Genomic DNA, 18726 nt, shown 5'->3' with positions numbered 1-18726 from the left:
CGTCCCCTGCGGTTACTGCACCTGCGCCACACTCGGCGGCTGCGGTGATTGACCCCATCCCCCCAGCGCCTTGTACACGCCCACCACGCTGACGTTGACCTCGGACTCGGCGGCCGCCAACGCATCATCGGCCGCCAGTTGCGTGCGCTGCGCATCCAGCAGGGTCAGGAAGTCCTCCGAGCCCTCGCGGTAGCGGATCTGCGCCAGCGACTCAGCGCGGCGTGCCGCCTGCGCCTGCTCGACCACGATCGCCAGCCGCGCCTGCTGCTTGGAATAGCGGGTCAGCGCGTTTTCGGTGTCTTCCAGTGCCAGCAGCACGGCCTGCTCATACTGTGCTGCCACGCCTTCGGCCTCGGCCTTGCTGGCACGCAGGCGTGCACGCACGGTGCCGAAGTCGAATGCTGCCCAGCTCAGCGACGGGGTCAGCGACCAGGCCTTGTTGTTGCCATTGACCAGGCCACTTGCATCGCCGCCGAGGAAGCCGACGAAACCGGACAGCGACAGCCGCGGGAACAGGTCCGCAGTAGCCACGCCCACGCGTGCGGTAGCAGCGGCCAGGCGACGCTCGGCCACGCGCACGTCGGCGCGTTGGCGCAGCAGCTCGCGGGTATCGCCCAGCGGCAGTGCCTTGGCGAAGGCCGGTACGTCGTGCGGCGCGAGCATGTCAGTCAGCACTTCCGGGCGCTGGCCGAGCAGCACCGCCAGCCGGTTACGCGACTGCGTCTCGGCCACTTCCAGAAGCGGAATTTCGGCCTCGATCGCCTTCAGCCGTGCACGGCTGCTCTGCACGTCCAGCTCACTGCCGGCGCCCAGCTCCCAGCGCGCCTCGGTCAGCTTCTGCGTATCGCGCAGGTTGACCAGCGTGTGCTGGGCCACCGCAATGCGCTTCTGCGTACCGCGCAGCTCGAAGTAGTTGCGCGCCACTTCGGCGGCGACCAGCACCTGCGCATCGGCCAGGTTGGCCTGCTCGGCGTCGAGGTCGGCGCGCGCGGCTTCTGCAGCACGGCGCTTGCGGCCGAACAGATCCAGCTCCCAGCCGGCGTCGAAGCCGAGCTGGTAGCTTTCACTGAACACCCGCTGCCCACCCAGCTGCGGATCGGGTTGCTTGCGGCGGTCGTAGCTGCCGCCAGCGGTGACGTGCGGAGCCTGGTCGAGGCGGCTTTCCACGAACACCGCGCGGGCCTGGCTGACGCGGGCCACGGCCACGCGAAGATCCAGGTTGTCCGACAGTGCGCCGTGCACCAGCTGTTCCAGCACTGGATCATCGAACTGCGCCCACCAGCTGGCGACCGGCGAAGCGGTACTGAACACCGGCTGCTGTGCGCCCTGCAGGACCACCGGTTCCTGCACCGGGGCCTTGTAGTTCGGGCCGACGCTGACACAGCCCGCCAGCACCAGGCTGGAGACGGCCATCGCCAACGTGCGCATCACCATGGCAGCACCTCGCCCAGGTAGGTGAAGCTGCCGCTGGCACCGGACTCACCGATCAGCGCCATTTCCACGCTGGAGCGTGCACCTTCGCTGATCTCGATTTCGCCGTTGCCACCGTTCATGTCGGTCTTCACGTAACCCGGATGCACGGTGTTGACCTTGATCGGGGTATTGCGCAGTTCGTAGGCCAGGCTCAGGGTCCAGCTGTTCACTGCGGCCTTGGACGCGTTGTAGGCCGGAATCTTGAAGTCGTAGATGCCCGACGAGGGATCCGCGTGCAGGGTCTGCGAGCCTAGCATGCTGGACACATTGACGATGCGTCCGGACTTGGACTGCTTGACCAGCGGCAGGAATGCCTGGGTTACCGCGACCAGCGCATAGACGTTGGTGTCGAAGGTGCGCTTCCAGGTGTCCAGCGACTGCTCCGACGGCGCCTGCGCCGGGTTCTCGATCATGATGCCGGCATTGTTGACCAGGATGTCGAGGCGACCGTGGCGCTGGCGCACCTGCTCGACCGCTTCGGCGATGCTGGCCGCGTCGGTCACGTCCAGCTGCAGGGCTTCGACCGGCAGGCCTTCAGCCTGCAGCTTCAGTGCCAGCTCCACCGCGGTATCGCGCTTGCGACCGGCCAGCAGCGTGTGCACGCCGGCCTCTGCCAGCTGGCGCACGGTTTCCAGGCCGATGCCACGGGTAGCGCCGGTCACCAGCGCGATCTTGTTCTGATGGGTGTTCATGGATGCATGCCTTGTCTGTGGGGAGAGTGGCCGCCGGCCAACGACCGGCGGCGGAGTTCCGTATCAGTGGTGGATGGTCGGTTCGCCGTGCTGCACCAGCTGGCCACCACCGTTGCGGGTGACGAACTTGCGCAGGGCCACGTAGAACACCGGGGTGAGGAACAGGCCGAACAGGGTCACGCCCAGCATGCCGGCGAACACGGTGATACCGGTCACCGAGCGCACTTCGGCGCCTGCACCGTGAGACAGCACCAGCGGCACCGTGCCGGCGATGAAGGCGATGGAGGTCATCACGATCGGGCGCAGGCGCAGGCGGCAGGCTTCCAGCGCGGCTTCAACGATGCCCTTGCCGCCCATCTCCAGCTCTCTGGCGAACTCGACGATCAGGATCGCGTTCTTGCACGCCAGGCCCATCAGCACCACCAGGCCAACCTGCACGAACACGTTGTTGTCACCACCGGTCAACCACACGCCGAACAGCGCGGACAGCAGGGTCATCGGCACGATCAGGATCACCGCCAGCGGCAGCGACCAGCTCTCGTACAACGCGGCCAGCACCAGGAAAGCCAGCATGATCGCCACCGGGAACACGATGAAGGCCGCCTTGCCCTGGGTTGCCTGCTGGTAGCTCAGGTCGGTCCATTCGGTGGTCATCCCCACCGGCAGCACCTTGCCGGCGATCTCGGTCAGCTTGTTCATCGCCTCGGCGGAGGACAGCAGGCGCGGGTCGGCTTCACCGGCCAGGTCAGCCGCCGGATAGCCATTGAAGCGCAGCACCGGATCCGGGCCGAAGGTCTGCTTGATGGTGACCATCGAACCGATCGGCACCATCTCGCCGCGGTCGTTGCGGGTGCGCAGCTTGCCGATGTCCTCGACCGTCTCGCGGTACGGACCGTCGGCCTGGGCGATCACCTGCCAGGTACGGCCGAACTGGTTGAAGTCGTTGACGTAGGCCGAACCGAGGTAGGTCTGCAGGGTGTCGAACAGTTCGGTGAGCTGCACGCCCTGTGCCTTGGCCTTGACGCGGTCGACTTCGGCATCCAGCTGCGGCACATTGGCCTGGTAGCTGGAAATCGGGAAGGCCATGCCCGGCGTCTGCGCCACGGTGCCCTGCATCGCCTGTACGGCATTCTGCAGCGCGCCGTAACCCAGGTTGCCACGGTCCTCGATGAACATCTGGTAGCCGTTGCCGTTGCCCAGGCCGAGGATCGGCGGCGGCATCATCGCGAACGCGAAGCCTTCCTGCAGGCCGGCGATCTTCTGGTTGATCTCGGCATTGATCTGCGCGGCGGTGCGGCCATGGCGCTCGGCGAACGGCTTGAGCGGAATGAACGCCACACCAGTGTTCGGCGTGTTGGTGAACTGCAGCGCGTTCAAGCCCGGGAACGAGATGGTGTGGGCCACGCCATCGGTTTCCTGGGCGATCTTGGCGACCTTGCGCAACATTTCATCGGTACGCGCGATCGACGAGCCTTCCGGCAGCTTTACACCGGCGATCAGGTACAGCTTGTCCTGGGTCGGAATGAAGCCCGGCGGCACCAGCTTGAAGATCACGCCGGTACCGACCAGCAGGATCGCGTAGACCACGAACACCGCACCGCGGCGGCCGAGGATGCGGGCCACGCCGCGCTCGTACTTCTCCGAGCTGGACTTGAAGAAGCGGTTGAACGGACGGAACACCCAGCCGAACAGGCGGTCGATCAGGCGGCTCGGGCCGTCCTTCGGAGCGCCATGGGCCTTCAGCAGGCGCGCGGCCAGGGCCGGCGACAGGGTCAACGAATTGATCGCCGAGATCACCGTGGAAATAGCGATGGTGACCGCGAACTGCTTGTAGAACTGGCCGGTAACACCGGACAGGAAGGCCATCGGCACGAACACGGCACACAGCACCAGCGCGATCGCCACGATCGGGCCGGACACTTCACGCATGGCCTGGTGAGCCGCCGCAGTAGGCGACAGGCCTTCCTCGATGTTGCGTTCAACGTTCTCCACCACCACGATCGCGTCGTCGACCACGATGCCGATCGCCAGCACCAGGCCGAACAGGCTCAGCGTATTGATCGAGAAGCCCAGCAGGTACAGCGCGGCGAACGTACCCACCACCGACACCGGCACCGCGATCAACGGAATGATCGACGCACGCCAGGTCTGCAGGAACAGGATCACGACCAGCACCACCAGGGCGATCGCTTCCAGCAGCGTGGAGACCACGGCCTTGATCGAGTCGCGCACGAAGATGGTGGTGTCATACACCGCTTCGTACTTCACATCGGCCGGCATGGTCTTCTGCATCTCGTCCATCGTCGAGATGACCTGATCGCGGATTTCCAGCGCGTTGGCACCCGGCGACTGGAAGATACCGATACCCACCGCGTTCTTGCCGTCCAGCTGCGAGCGCAGGGTGTAGTCGCCCGCACCCAGTTCCAGGCGGGCCACGTCGGCCAGGCGCACGATCTCGCCATCGGTGCCGCTCTTGAGCACGATGTCGCCGAATTCCTTTTCGGTCTTCAGACGGCCCTGGGCATTGATCAGGGTCAGGAACTTGCTGTCCGGCAGCGGTTCGGCGCCGAGCTGGCCGGCCGAAACCTGCACGTTCTGCTCGCGCATGGCACGCACCACGTCGCTGGCGGTCAGGCCGCGCGAGGCCACTTTGTCCGGATCCAGCCAGGCACGCATGGCGTAGTCGCCGCCACCGAAGATCTGCGCGTCACCCACGCCCGGAATACGCGCCAGCGCATCCTTGACGTGCAGGCGCGCGTAGTTGCGCAGGTACAGGGTGTCGTACTTGCCTTGCGGCGAGGTCAGGTGCACCACCATCAGGAAGGTCGGCGACTGCTTCTGCGTGGTCACGCCCTGCCGGCGCACGTCCTCGGGCAGGCGCGCCTGCGCCTGCGCCACGCGGTTCTGCACCTTCACCGCCGCTGCGTCCGGGTCCGTGCCCGGGCGGAAGGTGACGGTCATCTGCAGCACGCCGTCCGAGCCGGCCACCGACTTCAGGTACATCATGCCTTCGACGCCGTTGATCGCTTCTTCAAGCGGCGTGGCGACGGTCTCGGCAATGACCTTGGGGTTGGCGCCCGGATACACCGTGCGTACGACCACCGACGGCGGCACCACTTCGGGGTACTCACTGATCGGCAGGATTGGAATCGTGATCAGGCCTGCGGCGAAGATCACGATCGACAGCACCGCCGCGAAGATCGGCCTGTCGATGAAGAAGCGGGAAAAGTCCATGGAGGAATTCCTGGGAAAGGCATTCGGCGGGCAACAGCCACCCCGCCCCTCGCCGGGATGACGAAGGCAGGGAAGACTGCCGCTGGCGCCGGCAGCTAAGCGGAAACGCGGATCAGGAGACGGCGGATCAGTGCTTCAGGGCAGCGGTGGCATCGCGGCCCGGTGCCGGCGCCGGCTGTGGCTGCATCGCCACCGCCTTGGCCTGCACCGGCATGCCCGGCATGAAGACCTTCTGCACGCCATCGATGATCACCTTGTCACCGGCGGCCAGGCCGTGCTCGACGATACGCAGGCCGTCGGCGGTGCGGCCGAGCTGGATGTCACGGCGCTGGGCCTTGCCATCCTTGTCGACCACGTACACGTACTTGCGGTCCTGGTCGGTCAGCACGGCCTTGTCGTCGATCAGCAGCGCCTGGAACTGGCCGCTGCCCAGCAGCTGCACGCGGGCGAACAAGCCCGGCGTGAACTGGCGATCGGCGTTGTCCAGCAGCGCACGGACGCGGATGGTACCGGTACTGCGGGCGACCTGGTTGTCGAGGAAGTCGACCTTGCCCGTGTGCGGGTAGCCTTCTTCACCGGACAGGCCGACCTTCACCGGCAGCGCGCTGTCACGCTCGCTCGGGCGCTCGCCCTTGCGTGCCATCTGGGCGTAGCGCAGGAAGGTACTTTCGTCGGCATCGAAGTAGACGAACACCGTGTCCAGCGAGACCAGCGTGGTCAGCACGCTGGCGCTGTCGCCGGCGGTGACCAGGTTGCCGGCGGTGACCATCGCGCGGCCGGCACGGCCGTCGATCGGTGCCCGCACCTTGGTGAACTCAAGATTGAGGCGGGCGGCATCCAATGCTGCCTGCGCGGCCTGCACGGCGGCGCCGGACTGGTCGGCAGCCGCACGGCGCTGCTCGGCGGTCTCGGTGGAGATCGCCTGCTGCTCGGACAGCCGCTTGGCGCGCTCGGACTCGCTGCGGGCCAGCGTGGCCTGGGTACGGGCGCGGGCCAGTTCGGCGGCTGCCCGGTCGTACTCGGCCTGGTAACTGCGCGCGTCGATGGTGAAGAGCACTTCGCCCTTCTTCACTTCCTGGCCTTCGACGTAGTTGACCTTGTCGATGTAGCCGGACACGCGCGGACGCAGTTCAACGCTCTGCACCGCTTCGACGCGGCCACTGAACTCGTCCCACTGGCTGACCTGCTTGACCAGCACCGGCGCGGCGCTGACCTGCGGCGGCGGCGGTGCACCGCCTTCTTCGGCATGGCCGCCGCTGCAGGCTGCAAGCACGGCCGCGGCGAGGATCGACACGCCGGCCATCGCAATGCGATGGCCGAAACGATGTGGGGTGGTATTGGGGGAAGTCATGGCATGCATCCGTACGGAGGGGTGGTACAGCGATATGAGAACGTGTTGCAAAAATCGGCGGCGAATACTGCGACCTCAACCATGGTCGAGGTCAAGCGATGCCTGCGGTGTCGCGCCACAGCGGAGGAACTTCCAGGTGCAGCAGGCCACGCGGCAATTCGGCATCGCTGCTGTCGCAGCGGACGATGGCGCGGTTGTCGCGGCACCCGTCAAGCAGGGAGACCACACGACGACCGACCAGCAACGAGCTGGGCCACTCGATGCAGGCATTGGCCGCGTTGGCCGGGGTACACACCGGGCTGCAGACTTCCAGCATCTGCGCGCGCACGCCCAGCGCCTGCGCTTCCTGGTGCACCACCTGCGCGTACATGCGCAGTGCGGCGGTGGTGATCGAGGTCTCACCGTAGCCCGCCCAGGGCTTGGCGTTGGCCGGGCTGCCGATCATCACGTAGCGGCGCGCATGCACGTTGTCCTGCAGCAGCGGCAGCAGGTGGCGCACGGCGTGCACGTGCGGCATCAGGTCGGCCTGCATCGCGCCCAGCAGCTCATCGCCGTTGCGGTCGATCACCCGGCCGCGACGGTAGGGGCCACCCATGGCCGCGATCACGGCGGCCAACGGACGCGGGCGCTGCGCGATGCGTTCGGCCAGCGCGCGTGCCGAGCCGTCATCGCTGAGCGAACCCAGCAGCGTCTCCAGTCCGGGCTCATCCGCGAACTGCTCATGCAGCGCGGCCAGCCGCCCCGGATCGCGGCCAACCACCAGCACCGGGCTGCCGGCTTCCAGCAACGCGCCGACCACGCCCTGGCCGACGGCACCGGTACCGCCAAGGACCAGGACTTCGGGCGTCAGTATCCCATTCACGGGACATTTCCTCCCAAATCCGGGATAGTCCCGATTCGACGCAGGCGGTCGCCCTTGTGCGGGACCAGGCGGATGGCACCGCCACGCTGCTGACGCATGGGCGCGGTAAACTCACGAAAGTCCTTGTGTACCAAGGAACTCGGACGGGCTTCGACGGTCATCGCCAGGTCCAGGGTGTTCTGGCCGGCGTTCCGGAGTCGGGCAAGAATGTTGCGCAGGCTCATGGCGGACGGGCTCCAATTAACGAATGGCGCCACGATAGACCTCAAACCTTTACTTGATTAGTCCTGATTAAGGGGAATAATCATCCCGCACCCGGTCCAATCGTTCTGTCACGATTGTCCCATCCCCGACGTCCAGGACCCCCGACCATGTCCCACGATCTCAACGAGACGCTGATCTTCGTCAAAGTGGTCGAGCAAGGCAGCTTCATTGCTGCTGCCAAATCGCTCGGCCTGCCCAAGACCACGGTCAGCCGCAAAGTGCAGGAGCTGGAAACGCGCCTGGGCGCGCGCCTGCTGCACCGGACCACGCGCCGCCTCGGCCTGACCGAAGCCGGTTCGATCTATCACGAGCACTGCCAGCGCATCGCGCGCGAACTGGAAGAAGCGGAGAGCGCGGTGAGCCAGCTGCAGTCCGGCCCGCGCGGCTGGCTGCGCTTCACTGTGCCCTACTCGATCGGCATCACCTGGATTGCGCCGCTGCTGGGCCAGTTCCATGCGCAGTATCCAGAGATCCGCCTGGACATGCACATGGGCAACGAGAAGTTGGACCTGATCGCCGGTGAAGCGGACCTGGCGCTGCGCGTGGGTGCCCTGCCCGATTCCAATCTGGTCGCGCGCAAGCTGGGCAGCCTGCGCACGCAGGTGTTCGCCAGTCCGGCCTACATTGAGCGCTATGGCGAACCGCTGCATCCGGAAGAGCTGCAGTTCCATCGCATCCTGGCGATGCGCAAGCCGTACCATACCGGCAACTCGCCGCGCTTCACCTGGCAGCTGGGCGAGAACGGCGGCGAACTGCGCGACTTCCCGGTCACCCCGCTGATGACTGCCAACGACATGTCTGCGTTGAATGGTGCATTGGTCTGTGGCGAAGGCCTGCTGCTGACCGGTGATGTGATGGCCAAGCCGTTCGTCGAATCGGGCATGGTGCGCCGCGTGCTGGCCGGCTGGACCGGCCCGGAAGTGGATTTCAATGCCGTATTCGCCGGCGGCCGCCTGGTCTCGCCGAAGGTGCGCGCATTTGTCGACTTCCTGGTCGAGAAGCTCAACTTCGATGCCAACTACATGCTGGCGCAGTGCCCCGGCGCGAAGCTGGCACAGCAGCAGAAGGCACAGGAAGATGCCGCGCTGGAGAACAGTGGCAAGCGGATCCTGGAGAAGGTGGCCGCTTCGGCGGCGTAACCTGCAACAAGAGCGCCTATCCATCTTCTGGTAGATGCCGACCTTGGTCGGCATGGCTTACAGAGGGAGTCGAGCGCGGCTCGACTCTGCATGCGCTGTCGGCGTGCCGAGCAACGCTCGGCACCCACAAAAATGCCGCCTGCAAGGGCGGCATTTTCGTTCCGGCCGATGGCCGGACCGGCTCAAGCAGCAACGCTACGCGTTATTGCTTGAGCGGAATCACCCGAATCTCGACGCGGCGGTTCTTGGCGCGGCCGGCATCGGTGCTGTTGTCGGCAATCGGGTACGCCTTGCCGGCGCCCAGCGTTTCGATACGCACGCTCTGCACGCCCTGGCCGATCAGGTACTGCGCGACCGAGTCGGCGCGTTCCTTCGACAGGCGGTTGTTGACCGCGTCGCTGCCGATGCTGTCGGTGTGGCCAACCACCTCGATCATGGTCTGGTTGTACTCACGCAGCGTACCGGCCACGCCGTTGAGCGAGCCATAGAACTGCGGCTTCAGGGTCGCCTTGCCGAAGTCAAAGGTGATGCCGTCCGGGAGGTTCAGCATGATGTTGTCGCCCTGGCGCTGCACATCGATGCCGGTGTTGGCGGTGCGCTCGCGCAGTGCGCGTTCCTGGCGATCCTGGTACTGGCCGACGGCGGCACCGCTGAGTGCGCCGATACCGGCACCGATCAGCGCATGCTGGCGCCGCTCGGTAGCACTGTCGCCGGTCAGCAGGCCGGCCGCCACGCCGATGGCGGTACCGATCAGCGCGTTGCGGCCGGTCCGGTTCTGCTGTTCGGTCGGGTTGCCGTACTGGTCACTCTGCACATAGGAGCCGCCGGTGGCGCAGGCCGACAGGACGGCCGCACTCATCAGGGCCAGTGCGACGTTGCGGGTGGTGTTGCGGATCATGAGGTTCTCCTTGGTTTCCGGTCGGCCGGCGGCTTGCGGGCGCAGAGAGGATAAACAGCCGAATGCGATGTCGGGATGATGATCCGGTGCGCCGACAGGGCCGCGTTCAGCTAACTGACCGGATCGCTCGGGTCCCCCTTTACCCCGCCCCCGACTGGCGGTATGCCGCCAGCGCAGCATCGCGGCCCTCTGCCAGGTCCACCATCGGCGTGCGTGGGTAGTCAGGCGCGTGTGCGGCCAGGAGCAGAGGATGTTGCCACGGCGCAAACCGCGCCTTCACCGGCAGCGCCGCCAGCTCCGGCACCCAGCGGCTGATGTAGCGGGCCTGCGGATCGAACTTCTCGGCCTGGGTGACTGGGTTGAACACCCGGAAGTACGGCGCGGCATCGGCGCCGGTCCCGGCCACCCATTGCCAGCCCATCGTGTTGTTGGCCAGATCGGCATCGACCAGGGTGTCCCAGAACCAGCGCGCGCCATGCAGCCAGTGCGCGCGAAGGTGCTTGCACAGGTAACTGGCCACGATCATCCGAACCCGGTTATGCATGTAGCCGGTGTGCCACAGCTCGCGCAGTCCGGCATCAACGATCGGCACGCCGGTGTTGCCGCGCTGCCAGTCGTGCAGTTGTGCTGCAGTCGGCGCTACCCAGGGGAAGCGGTCAAAACGCGGATTGAGGTTGTCCGTGGGCGTCTTCGGAAAGTGATGCAACAGGTGGTAGGCGAAATCACGCCAGCCCAGTTGCCGCAGATAGCCGTCGATGTCGGCATCGGTGCCGGCACTGCGCAGTCTTTCCAGCGCATGCGCGATGCGCCACGGTGCGATCTCACCGAAATGCAGGTGCGCCGACATCCGCGAGGTGCCCACGCGATCGGGCAGGTCTCGCTGCTCGCGGTAACCGTGCAAGGCGCCGTCCTCGAACACCGACAGCGCCTCCAGCGCACCGGCTTCGCCCGGCTGCCAGTGCTCCCAGAAGCCGGTATCCCAATCCAGCGTCGGTGCAAGCTGTAGATCATCAATTGCGAGGCTGTCGACCGCGTGCGTCGCCAGTGCCTCCGGTGCGGCCTGCAGTGCCGGCAGGCGCCAATGACTGAGCACGTTGCGCCAGTACGGCGTGAACACCTTGTACGGCTGTCCCTGCTGGGTGGCGATGTCCCAGGGCTCGAACAACAGGCTGCCATTGCAGCTCTGCGCGTCGACGCCCTGCTCGCGCAGCGTGCGCTTGATGGTGGCGTCGCGAGGCTGGGTGGCCGGCTCGTACTTGCGGCTCCAGTACACCGCCTCGGCGCCGGTCTGCTCGATCAGCAACTGCAGGGCCGGCAGGCTGTCACCACTGCGCAGCACCAGCGACGAGCCGCGCGTGCGCAGGTCGGCATCCAGTGCGGCCAGTGAGCGATGACGCCAGGCATCGGACGCCGCGCCGGGCGCCCATTCGCCTTCCTCGTGCGGCGCGTGGATGTACACCGGCACCACATGGTGACCGGCGTCCAGCGCGGCCTGCAGGGCCGGATTGTCCTGCAGCCGCAGATCACGGCGGAACCATACCAACGCTACCGACACATGCACCGCCTTCGTTGTGGAAGGCGCACATCATAGCCAGCAGCAGTGAAGCCCACGCCATGACAGGAGACGCAGCGGTGGTGTCATGCCATGGCCCTCTGCAGGTCCACGCCATGCGTGGGGGTGGATGAACACCCCGCGTTACGACGCGGCCGCTTCGGCGGACGAGCGCTGCCAGCTGGCCAACATCATGTGCGCCAGCGGGACCAGCACCGGCAATCCCAGCAGCCCCACCAGTGCCCAGCCGGTCAGGCGGTCGAACACGAGTGCGAAGATCAGGCTCGCCACGCACAGGGCAACGCCCAGCCCCGCCGCCAACCGCGCGCACCAGGGCGAGCCGCGCAGGGTGAGGCCATTGAGCAGAAATGTCCCCGCCAGCCACCAGAAACCCAGCAGGCCGAGGCCCGCCAGCGCAGCTCCGACCAGCGTCGGCATCCGGTCCGGATGGTCATTGGGCTGCAGCAGCACCATCAGGCGGAAGCCATCCAGCAAGGTCACCGGAAACGCCAGCAGCAACAGCTCGAGCACCAACAGCGTGGCGCCGAACCCGCGCACCCATGTCGATCCGCCCATCCGCACCGCTTCCCGGGAGTGAGCGGCGAGCATACAACGACGGAGGGCCCCGCCCCGGTCACGGACCGGGGACCGCGCCGAAGCGCTTCATCGCTTCGCTGATCAGCGCCCGCGCCTCGGCGGCGTTGCCCCAACCGTTCAGCTGCACCGGGTTGCGCCCGGCCGGCAGGTCCTTGTAGACCCGGAAGAACGCTTCGATGCGGTGTCTTTCGATCTCCGGCAGATCGTCCAGGTCGCGGATGTTGGCGTAGGTCGGGTCAACCTTGTCGGTCGGCACGCCGATGATCTTCTCGTCGTGCTCGCCGCCGTCGATCATCTTCAGGTAGCCGATCGGCCGGAAGCGTACGATCACGCCCGGATGCAGGGGTTCACGGGTCAGCACCAGCGCGTCCAGCGGATCGTTGTCGCCAGCCAACGTGCGCGGCATCGAACCGTAGTTGGCCGGATAGGCGACCGGCATCGACTGGAAGCGGTCCACATGCACCAGGCCGTCTTCCTTGATCTCGTACTTGGTCATGCTGCCGGAGGGAATCTCCACCGCCAGATTCACTTCCTGCGGGGCTTCCCTTGGCTGGGCCACCAGGAACGGATGCAGCACGGTATCGGCAGCGGTCACCGCACTGGTCAGCAACAGCAGAGCGGCGCCGATGGCAGCGAGAGGAAGGATGCGACGGGGCGTGGTCATCGGCGTTTCCTCATTCCCAGCAGCGATCGGCGCGACCCTTGGCGGTCTGCGCACGCGGGCAATCACGCGGCGTGATGCGGCCTTCGGTCAGCTCCATGCGCTGTTTTCCCCCCTTGGCATCGCGGCGCAGTTCGAAGGCATCGTAGAGACGGCCGGTCACGGTGCGCGCTTCATAACGCAGGCGCTGCGGGTCGATGTTCAACACCTGGAACAACTGGGTGTCTTCGGCCACTGGGTTCATCGTCCTGCGCGCTTCATCGGACAGGCGGTACTGCTTCGGCCCCGCCACGGTCACCACGTATTGCGGCGTTGCGGCCTGCCCCTCGCCACGGCGGCCATAGGTGTGGTCGTGGCCCTGCAGCACCAGATCGACGTTATGGCGGCGTACCACCGGCAACAGCACCTCACGCAGCGCGGCGTTCTCGCGCCCTTCGCGCGGCGAGTAGAACGGCTGGTGCAGCAACACGATGGTCCAAGGCTGCGGATTGCCGGTCAGCACCTTGTCCAGCCATTGTGCCTGTGCCTTGGCCGTGCCGAGGTCGAGTGCCGATGTGCCGTCTACCACGGCCACGCGCACGCCCTGCGCATCGAACCAGTAGCTGCTCTGCTGCGCAGCGCTGGCACCATTGCCCGGCAACGCGAACGTGACCGGCCAGTGGTGGCCCAGCACGCGGCGCTCCTGCGGGGTGTCCTCGAATTCCTCGAAGTACTCGTGATTGCCTATGGCCGGTGCCACCAGCGTTTCCTGCGCCAGCCAGCCGACGGCGGCAAACCATTCGCCCCACTCGCTGTCATCCATGTTGTCGCCGCCGCTGACCAGGTCGCCGGCAAACAGGCTCATGCGTGCCTGCGGTGCGGCCTTCTGCGCGGCACGCACCACGCGGCTGACATGGCTGACGTTCTTGTTCTGGGTATCGCCGAAGTACAGCAGGGTCAGCGGCTGGTCGGCGGCAGCCAGCGTGCGCAGCTGGTTCCATGCACTCCAACTGCCGTTGCCCTGCACACGGTAGACGTACTGGGTATCCGGCTGCAGGCCATCGACATCTGCACGATGGTGGTGCGACAGGCCGTTCTCGGTCTGCAGCGCGCGGGTCGTCGCACGAACCTGGCGGATGCCTTCGATGGCCGGCGAATCTGCGGCCATTGCGATCTCCAGCAGCGGCGCCTGCACGCTGCCATCGGTGCGCCAGGCCACTGCGAACCCATGGCTGGGATCGACCACCGGCGAGGCGACGATGCGGTCCGGCACCGTCGTCGCTGCGTAGTGGCGGCTACCTGCCGGCACCTGGGTATTCGGTTCGGCCGCCGCGAACGACAGCGACGGCAGCGCCAGCAGCAGGCTCAGGGCCAGCGTGCGCATCACGCACTGCCGGCTCATGCACCACACTCCAGCGGCAGCGCCAGTTGCTTGGCGATGCTTTCCCAGTCGAAGGCCACCACACCCTGATCGTCGTGTACGGCATACAGCGCGCCGTGCGGGAAGCGCGTGCTGGCTTGCTGCATCATCCAGATGCCGTCGGTGTTGGCCACGGTATTGCCCTGGAACGCGCCGACCGGCTTCAGCGTGTGCCGGTCGAACAGATGGAACACGCTGCGCTGCTTGCCCTGTTCGGTGGTGATCCACCAGCCATCCTTGCCGCAGGTGCGCAGGGTCACGCCTTCAGCCTGCGCCTTGAACACGTCGCGGCCGAAGGTGGTGCCGGTGAAGCGGCCCGCCAGGGTGTAGACCTTGAACTCGCTGGCGTAGCTCTCGTCCTCTTCGGCGATCAGCAGGCGGTCGTTCTCGGGATCGCCCCAGATCGACTCGACCACGCGCAGCGCTCCCGCCTCGGTGGTATCGCCGATGCTGGCCACCCGCTTCGCGTCGACCTTCTCACCATTGCGGATCACGTGATACTGGCGCACGCGCTTGTCCAGCTCGGCCAGCGGCGGCAGGACGTCACGCCCCTGTGCATCCTCGCCGTTGTCCCAGGAGTCGGTGACGTAGACGCTGTAGCCATCGGCACGACGGTCGACCCACAGTCCGTAAGGCTTGCGCAGGTCGTCCGCAGCGAACGTCGCCAGCGGCGTGAAGTCCGGCAGGCGCAGTACCTGCACGCGGTGATTGTCGCGCTCCACGATCCACAGCAGGTCATCGATCACCGCGATACCATTTGGGCGGTCGAACTGCCCCGGTGCGGTGCCGCTGCTGCCGACGTCACGCAGGTGCTGTCCGGTGCTGCCGTCGTAGACCACCAGCTTGTCGGTGGCCTTGGCGGTGGCGATCAGCCACAGCGCGCCGTCCGGCGCGCGCCAGGCCGCGGGGGAATCGATGTTGTCGGCTGGGGTCATCGGTGACAGGAAGGCTTCGGCGATGGTGGTCACCACGCGCTCGCCCCCGGCGGCCGGCGCGGCAGCTCCCGCAACCGGATCGGTGCCGGTGGCCGGCGTGCAGCCGGCGACCAGCGTAGCTGCCAGCGCGGCGGCCAGGACGGTGACGCCACGCCCCATCACAGCGCCACCTTCAGGCCCAGCGCATAGGTGCGGCCGTACTCTTCCATCTGCAGGGTGCGCGAACGCGTGCCCTGGTACAGCTCCAGCGGCTTGTCCAGCAGGTTCTGCGCTTCGAAGTACACGCTCACGCGCGGGGTGAACCTGTAGTCAAGCGAGAAATCGAGCTGGGTATTCGGCGCAACGTAGATATCGAACGCGCGGCCCTTGCCGATGCTGTCCAGGTACTCGCTGCGGTACACGGCCGCTAGGCGCGTGCTCAAGCCGTACTTCTCATAGCCGATGTGCGCGCTGTAGACGTGCTTGGAGGCGCGTGGCAGGGTGAAGTCCTCGCCCGCACGGTCCTTGATGCCGGCATCGAACTTCGTATCCAGCCAGGTGCCACTGGCGCCGACCAGCAGGCCATCCAGGCCGTCCGGCAGGAAGGCCAGCTGCTGCTGCCAGTTGAACTCCGCACCACGCACGGTGGCCTTGCGACCATTGATCGGCTGCGTCACATCGAATCCACCGTAGGCCGGATCATTGGTGCGCACGGTTTCGACGATGTAGCCATCGATCGACTTGTGGAACAGGCCCAGCGAAACGATGCCGCTGCTGCCGATGTACTTCTCCACCGACAGGTCGATGTTCTTCGACTCGTACGGATCCAGTTCCGGGTTGCCCAGGCGCACTTCCTCGTCACCGCGGCTGTAACCCACGCGCGGCGAGACGTCGCCGAAGGACGGGCGCGATACGGTCTTGTTGGCCGAGGCGCGCAGCACCCAGTCATCAGCCGCGTCATAGCGCAGGTGCAGGCCCGGCAGCACGTTGGTGTAGCTGCTGTTGGCCACGCGCGGGGTGACGGTGAAGCTGCGGCCGTTGGCGGCCACGTCCACCTGGTTGCCGATCGCCTTGAAGCGGGTGTTCTCCACGCGCACGCCGCCGATGATGCGCAGCGCGCCCACGTCCCAGTTACCCATGGCATAGCTGGCGAAGATGTCTTCGCTGGCCACGTAATCCTCTTCCAGCGACGTCATTGCATTGCCGCCGACGTCCTGCGGGCGGGCGCTGTACTGGCTGCCATTGGCCGCCCAGAAGGCACGCATCGCAGCCGAATCCATGCCGTCGCCGAAGTTGCCGTGGCGATGTTCGGGCGAGGAGGTGGTCCAGCCCGCCAGCGTCACCTTCGGCCCGACGCGCAGTTCGCGCTCATCCACATTCACGTCGCGGTCGCGCCAGCGGCCCAGCAGACCGAACTTGATGCTGCTGCTGTCACCGTCGAAGCGCACGTTGACCTGCGCGCTGTGCTCCTTGTCGTTCACCTGCTTGGGCGAAAGCACGAAGCGGTCGAATGCGTAGTTGCTGTTGTCCAGCCACTGCGGGTTGTCGAAGCTGTAGCTGGGCAGCCGGCTGCTCTGGTCCAGGCTGCCGTTGAACGCCTTGCCATTGAGCTTGAAACGCGTCTCCATCTCGTCGTTCACGCGCTCTTCGGTACGGGTGTAGCCGATCCGGTAATCGACCACGGCGTTGGTCAACTTGTTCTCGCCGCCCAGGCTGGCCGCGAAGGTGTTTTCCTTCTTGGTGCGGTAGCGCATGCGCTTGTCGATCGAATCCTTCGGCATGCCATCCAGGCGGTACTGGTCGGTGCCGGTCTTGACCATCTTCGCGTCGTCGAAGTTGAAGATCACGCGCTGGCGGGTCTCCGCATCGTCGAACTGGCTGTACAGCGTGCGCAGGTAGTACCTGCTGTCTTCGTCCGGCCGCCAGTCGAGGTTGAGGTTGGCGCCGATGCGCTTGCGCTCGATCTCGTACTTGCGGTGCTGCAGGTTGATCGCGGTCACGTCACCGGGGGCGGCATCGTCCTCGCCGTCGTACTCCACTTCGGTGTTGTCCGACTCGAACCTGCGCTTCTGGTAGTTCACGCCCAGCGCCACGCCGAAGGTGTCGTTGAACACTTCACTGTAGTTGAAGGCCGCCTTCGGGCTGGTCTCGCCGGACAGCTGCTGGTGACTGCCCTCGATCTTGCCACGCAGGCTGCGACCGTCGCGGTCGAAGGCCGAGGCCGATTCCACCAGCACGGCACCACCGATGGCATCACCGGGCATGTCCGGGGTCGGCGACTTCACCACGCGAAGGCGTTCGGTGGAATCGGACGGGATCACGTCCAGCGGCGCGGCACGGCTGGAATCCTCCGGCGTGCCCACGGCGATGCCATCCACGCTGACGCTGTTGAGATTGGCGTCCAGGCCACGGATGACCACGAAACGGCCCTCGCCCTGGTCACGGGTCACGCTGATGCCCGGCAGGCGCTGCAGTGATTCGGCCACGTTCTTGTCCGGGTACTGGCCCAGGGCATCGGAGGACACCGCGTCTTCGATGGCGTCGCTGCCGCGCTTGAGGTCGACCGCGCGGATCTGCGATTCGAGCTGGGCGCGCACCTCGATACGGTCCAGGTCGACCGCGTCGGCCGCCACGGCGCCGGTAGCGGCTACCGCCTGCTGCCCGGCGGCCTGCAGCGGTGCCGCAGCCCCCATCGCCAGGGTCAGGGTGATGGCAACGGCCAACGGAGTCTTGATATGCACTGGGAATCCCCATTCCTGTTAAGAATGGGTCTGCACGGTATGTCCGCAAGGTTGCATGGCCGTGACATGCGTCTGCACATTTCATGTACAGCGGCCCCGGGCCCGGTTTGGGCTTCGCCCCGCCAATCCGGCAAAATGGCGGCCTCTCTCCCTATTCCCCTTCCCGACCATGAAGATCGTCGAAGTGCGCCACCCGCTGGTGCAGCACAAGATCGGCCTGATGCGCAACGCTGCGCTCAGCACCAAGGATTTCCGCGAACTGGCCAACGAGCTGGGTACGCTGCTGGCCTACGAGGCCACCGCCGACCTGGATACCGAGCCGCACACCCTGGCCGGCTGGGCCGGCCCGGTGACGGTGCAGCGCATTGCCGGCGCCAAGATCACCGTGGTGCCGATCCTGCGTGCCGGCCTGGGCATGCTCAGCGGCGTGCTGTCGCTGATCCCGGCGGCCCGTGTCAGCGTGGTCGGCCTGCAGCGCGATGAAGAAACCCTGCAGCCGGTGCCCTACTTCGAGCGCCTGACCGGCCGCCTGGAAGAGCGCGACGCACTGATCCTCGACCCGATGCTGGCCACCGGCGGCACGCTGATCGCCACCATCGACATGCTCAAGCGCGCCGGCGCCCGTCGCATCAAGGGCATCTTCCTGGTGGCCGCGCCCGAAGGCATCGAAGCAGTGAAGGCCGTGCACCCGGACGTGGAAATCTACACTGCGGCCATCGATGCCCAGCTCAACGACAAGGGCTACATCCTGCCCGGACTGGGCGACGCGGGTGACCGCATCTTCGGCACCCGCGTCGGCTGATCCGGCGAACCGCGGTCGGATCCCTCTCCGCAGGAGAGGGCTCTGACCCGAGAACCGTTCGCGGGCGCGCTTCGCCGCGGCACGTGAACGCCCGTGGACGCGGGTGTGGCCGACGCGTGATTCTTCACGTGGCCTTGCCGGCCGGAG

The 18726-nt window shown here is 66.4% G+C and carries 15 protein-coding genes; 2 read left to right on the top strand and 13 right to left on the bottom strand.

Annotation, left to right across the window (positions count from 1 at the left end; all coding sequences use genetic code 11):
* Positions 1-12 precede the first annotated feature (12 nt).
* The 6 genes from ACM0PY_RS05900 to ACM0PY_RS05875 form a co-directional block, all read right to left on the bottom strand.
* Positions 13-1434, bottom strand: coding sequence for an efflux transporter outer membrane subunit (locus ACM0PY_RS05900; protein WP_414609343.1), 1422 nt, complete (start codon positions 1432-1434; stop codon positions 13-15).
* On the bottom strand, positions 1428-2165 hold the full coding sequence (locus ACM0PY_RS05895; protein ID WP_049470334.1) for an SDR family oxidoreductase: 738 nt from the start codon (positions 2163-2165) through the stop codon (positions 1428-1430). Before ACM0PY_RS05895 ends, ACM0PY_RS05900 begins: the two co-directional genes overlap by 7 nt.
* Before the next feature lie 63 nt (positions 2166-2228).
* Positions 2229-5399, bottom strand: coding sequence for an efflux RND transporter permease subunit (locus tag ACM0PY_RS05890; RefSeq protein ID WP_109813849.1), 3171 nt, complete (start codon positions 5397-5399; stop codon positions 2229-2231).
* Between the two features lie 127 nt (positions 5400-5526).
* Positions 5527-6750 (bottom strand): efflux RND transporter periplasmic adaptor subunit, encoded by a 1224-nt coding sequence (locus tag ACM0PY_RS05885; RefSeq protein ID WP_049414417.1) that lies wholly within the window; start codon positions 6748-6750, stop codon positions 5527-5529.
* A gap of 91 nt (positions 6751-6841) precedes the next feature.
* On the bottom strand, positions 6842-7612 hold the full coding sequence (locus tag ACM0PY_RS05880; protein WP_053499154.1) for an SDR family NAD(P)-dependent oxidoreductase: 771 nt from the start codon (positions 7610-7612) through the stop codon (positions 6842-6844).
* Positions 7609-7836, bottom strand: a complete 228-nt coding sequence (locus ACM0PY_RS05875) for a hypothetical protein (protein WP_049414419.1) — start codon at positions 7834-7836, stop codon at positions 7609-7611. Before ACM0PY_RS05875 ends, ACM0PY_RS05880 begins: the two co-directional genes overlap by 4 nt.
* Positions 7837-7983: 147 nt before the next feature.
* Between ACM0PY_RS05875 and ACM0PY_RS05870 the strand changes: the two genes are divergently transcribed.
* Positions 7984-9015, top strand: coding sequence for a LysR family transcriptional regulator (locus tag ACM0PY_RS05870; RefSeq protein WP_061477953.1), 1032 nt, complete (start codon positions 7984-7986; stop codon positions 9013-9015).
* Positions 9016-9217: 202 nt separating this feature from the next.
* Here ACM0PY_RS05870 and ACM0PY_RS05865 read toward each other — a convergent pair whose 3' ends face one another.
* From ACM0PY_RS05865 to ACM0PY_RS05835, 7 genes are all read right to left on the bottom strand, one after another.
* The gene (locus ACM0PY_RS05865; RefSeq protein WP_005416156.1) at positions 9218-9913 is read right to left on the bottom strand and encodes a YiaD family glycine zipper/OmpA-like lipoprotein; all 696 of its coding nucleotides are present in this window, start codon (positions 9911-9913) and stop codon (positions 9218-9220) included.
* Between the two features lie 139 nt (positions 9914-10052).
* Positions 10053-11468, bottom strand: a complete 1416-nt coding sequence (locus ACM0PY_RS05860; protein ID WP_180884510.1) for an FAD-binding domain-containing protein — start codon at positions 11466-11468, stop codon at positions 10053-10055.
* A gap of 141 nt (positions 11469-11609) precedes the next feature.
* Complete coding sequence (locus tag ACM0PY_RS05855; RefSeq protein WP_180895443.1) at positions 11610-12074, bottom strand: hypothetical protein; 465 nt, start codon at positions 12072-12074, stop codon at positions 11610-11612.
* Between the two features lie 25 nt (positions 12075-12099).
* Entirely contained in the window at positions 12100-12726 is a 627-nt protein-coding gene (locus tag ACM0PY_RS05850) for an inorganic diphosphatase (RefSeq protein WP_111201965.1), read from the bottom strand.
* Between the two features lie 10 nt (positions 12727-12736).
* Complete coding sequence (locus ACM0PY_RS05845; RefSeq protein ID WP_235646680.1) at positions 12737-14086, bottom strand: purple acid phosphatase family protein; 1350 nt, start codon at positions 14084-14086, stop codon at positions 12737-12739.
* A 14-nt stretch (positions 14087-14100) separates the two neighbouring features.
* Positions 14101-15216, bottom strand: a complete 1116-nt coding sequence (locus ACM0PY_RS05840) for an NHL repeat-containing protein (RefSeq protein ID WP_111201963.1) — start codon at positions 15214-15216, stop codon at positions 14101-14103.
* The gene (locus ACM0PY_RS05835) at positions 15216-17729 is read right to left on the bottom strand and encodes a TonB-dependent receptor (RefSeq protein WP_219633392.1); all 2514 of its coding nucleotides are present in this window, start codon (positions 17727-17729) and stop codon (positions 15216-15218) included. Before ACM0PY_RS05835 ends, ACM0PY_RS05840 begins: the two co-directional genes overlap by 1 nt.
* Positions 17730-17946: 217 nt before the next feature.
* Here ACM0PY_RS05835 and upp point away from each other — a divergent pair, with 217 nt between their 5' ends.
* Complete coding sequence (gene upp / locus ACM0PY_RS05830; protein WP_005416149.1) at positions 17947-18579, top strand: uracil phosphoribosyltransferase; 633 nt, start codon at positions 17947-17949, stop codon at positions 18577-18579.
* Positions 18580-18726 lie beyond the last annotated feature (147 nt).

Source organism: Stenotrophomonas sp. BR163, from assembly GCF_047520985.2.
Lineage (GTDB): Bacteria > Pseudomonadota > Gammaproteobacteria > Xanthomonadales > Xanthomonadaceae > Stenotrophomonas > Stenotrophomonas sepilia.
The sequence above is the reverse complement of the archived record's forward strand: the minus strand, read 5'-3'. Positions and strand labels throughout refer to the sequence as shown.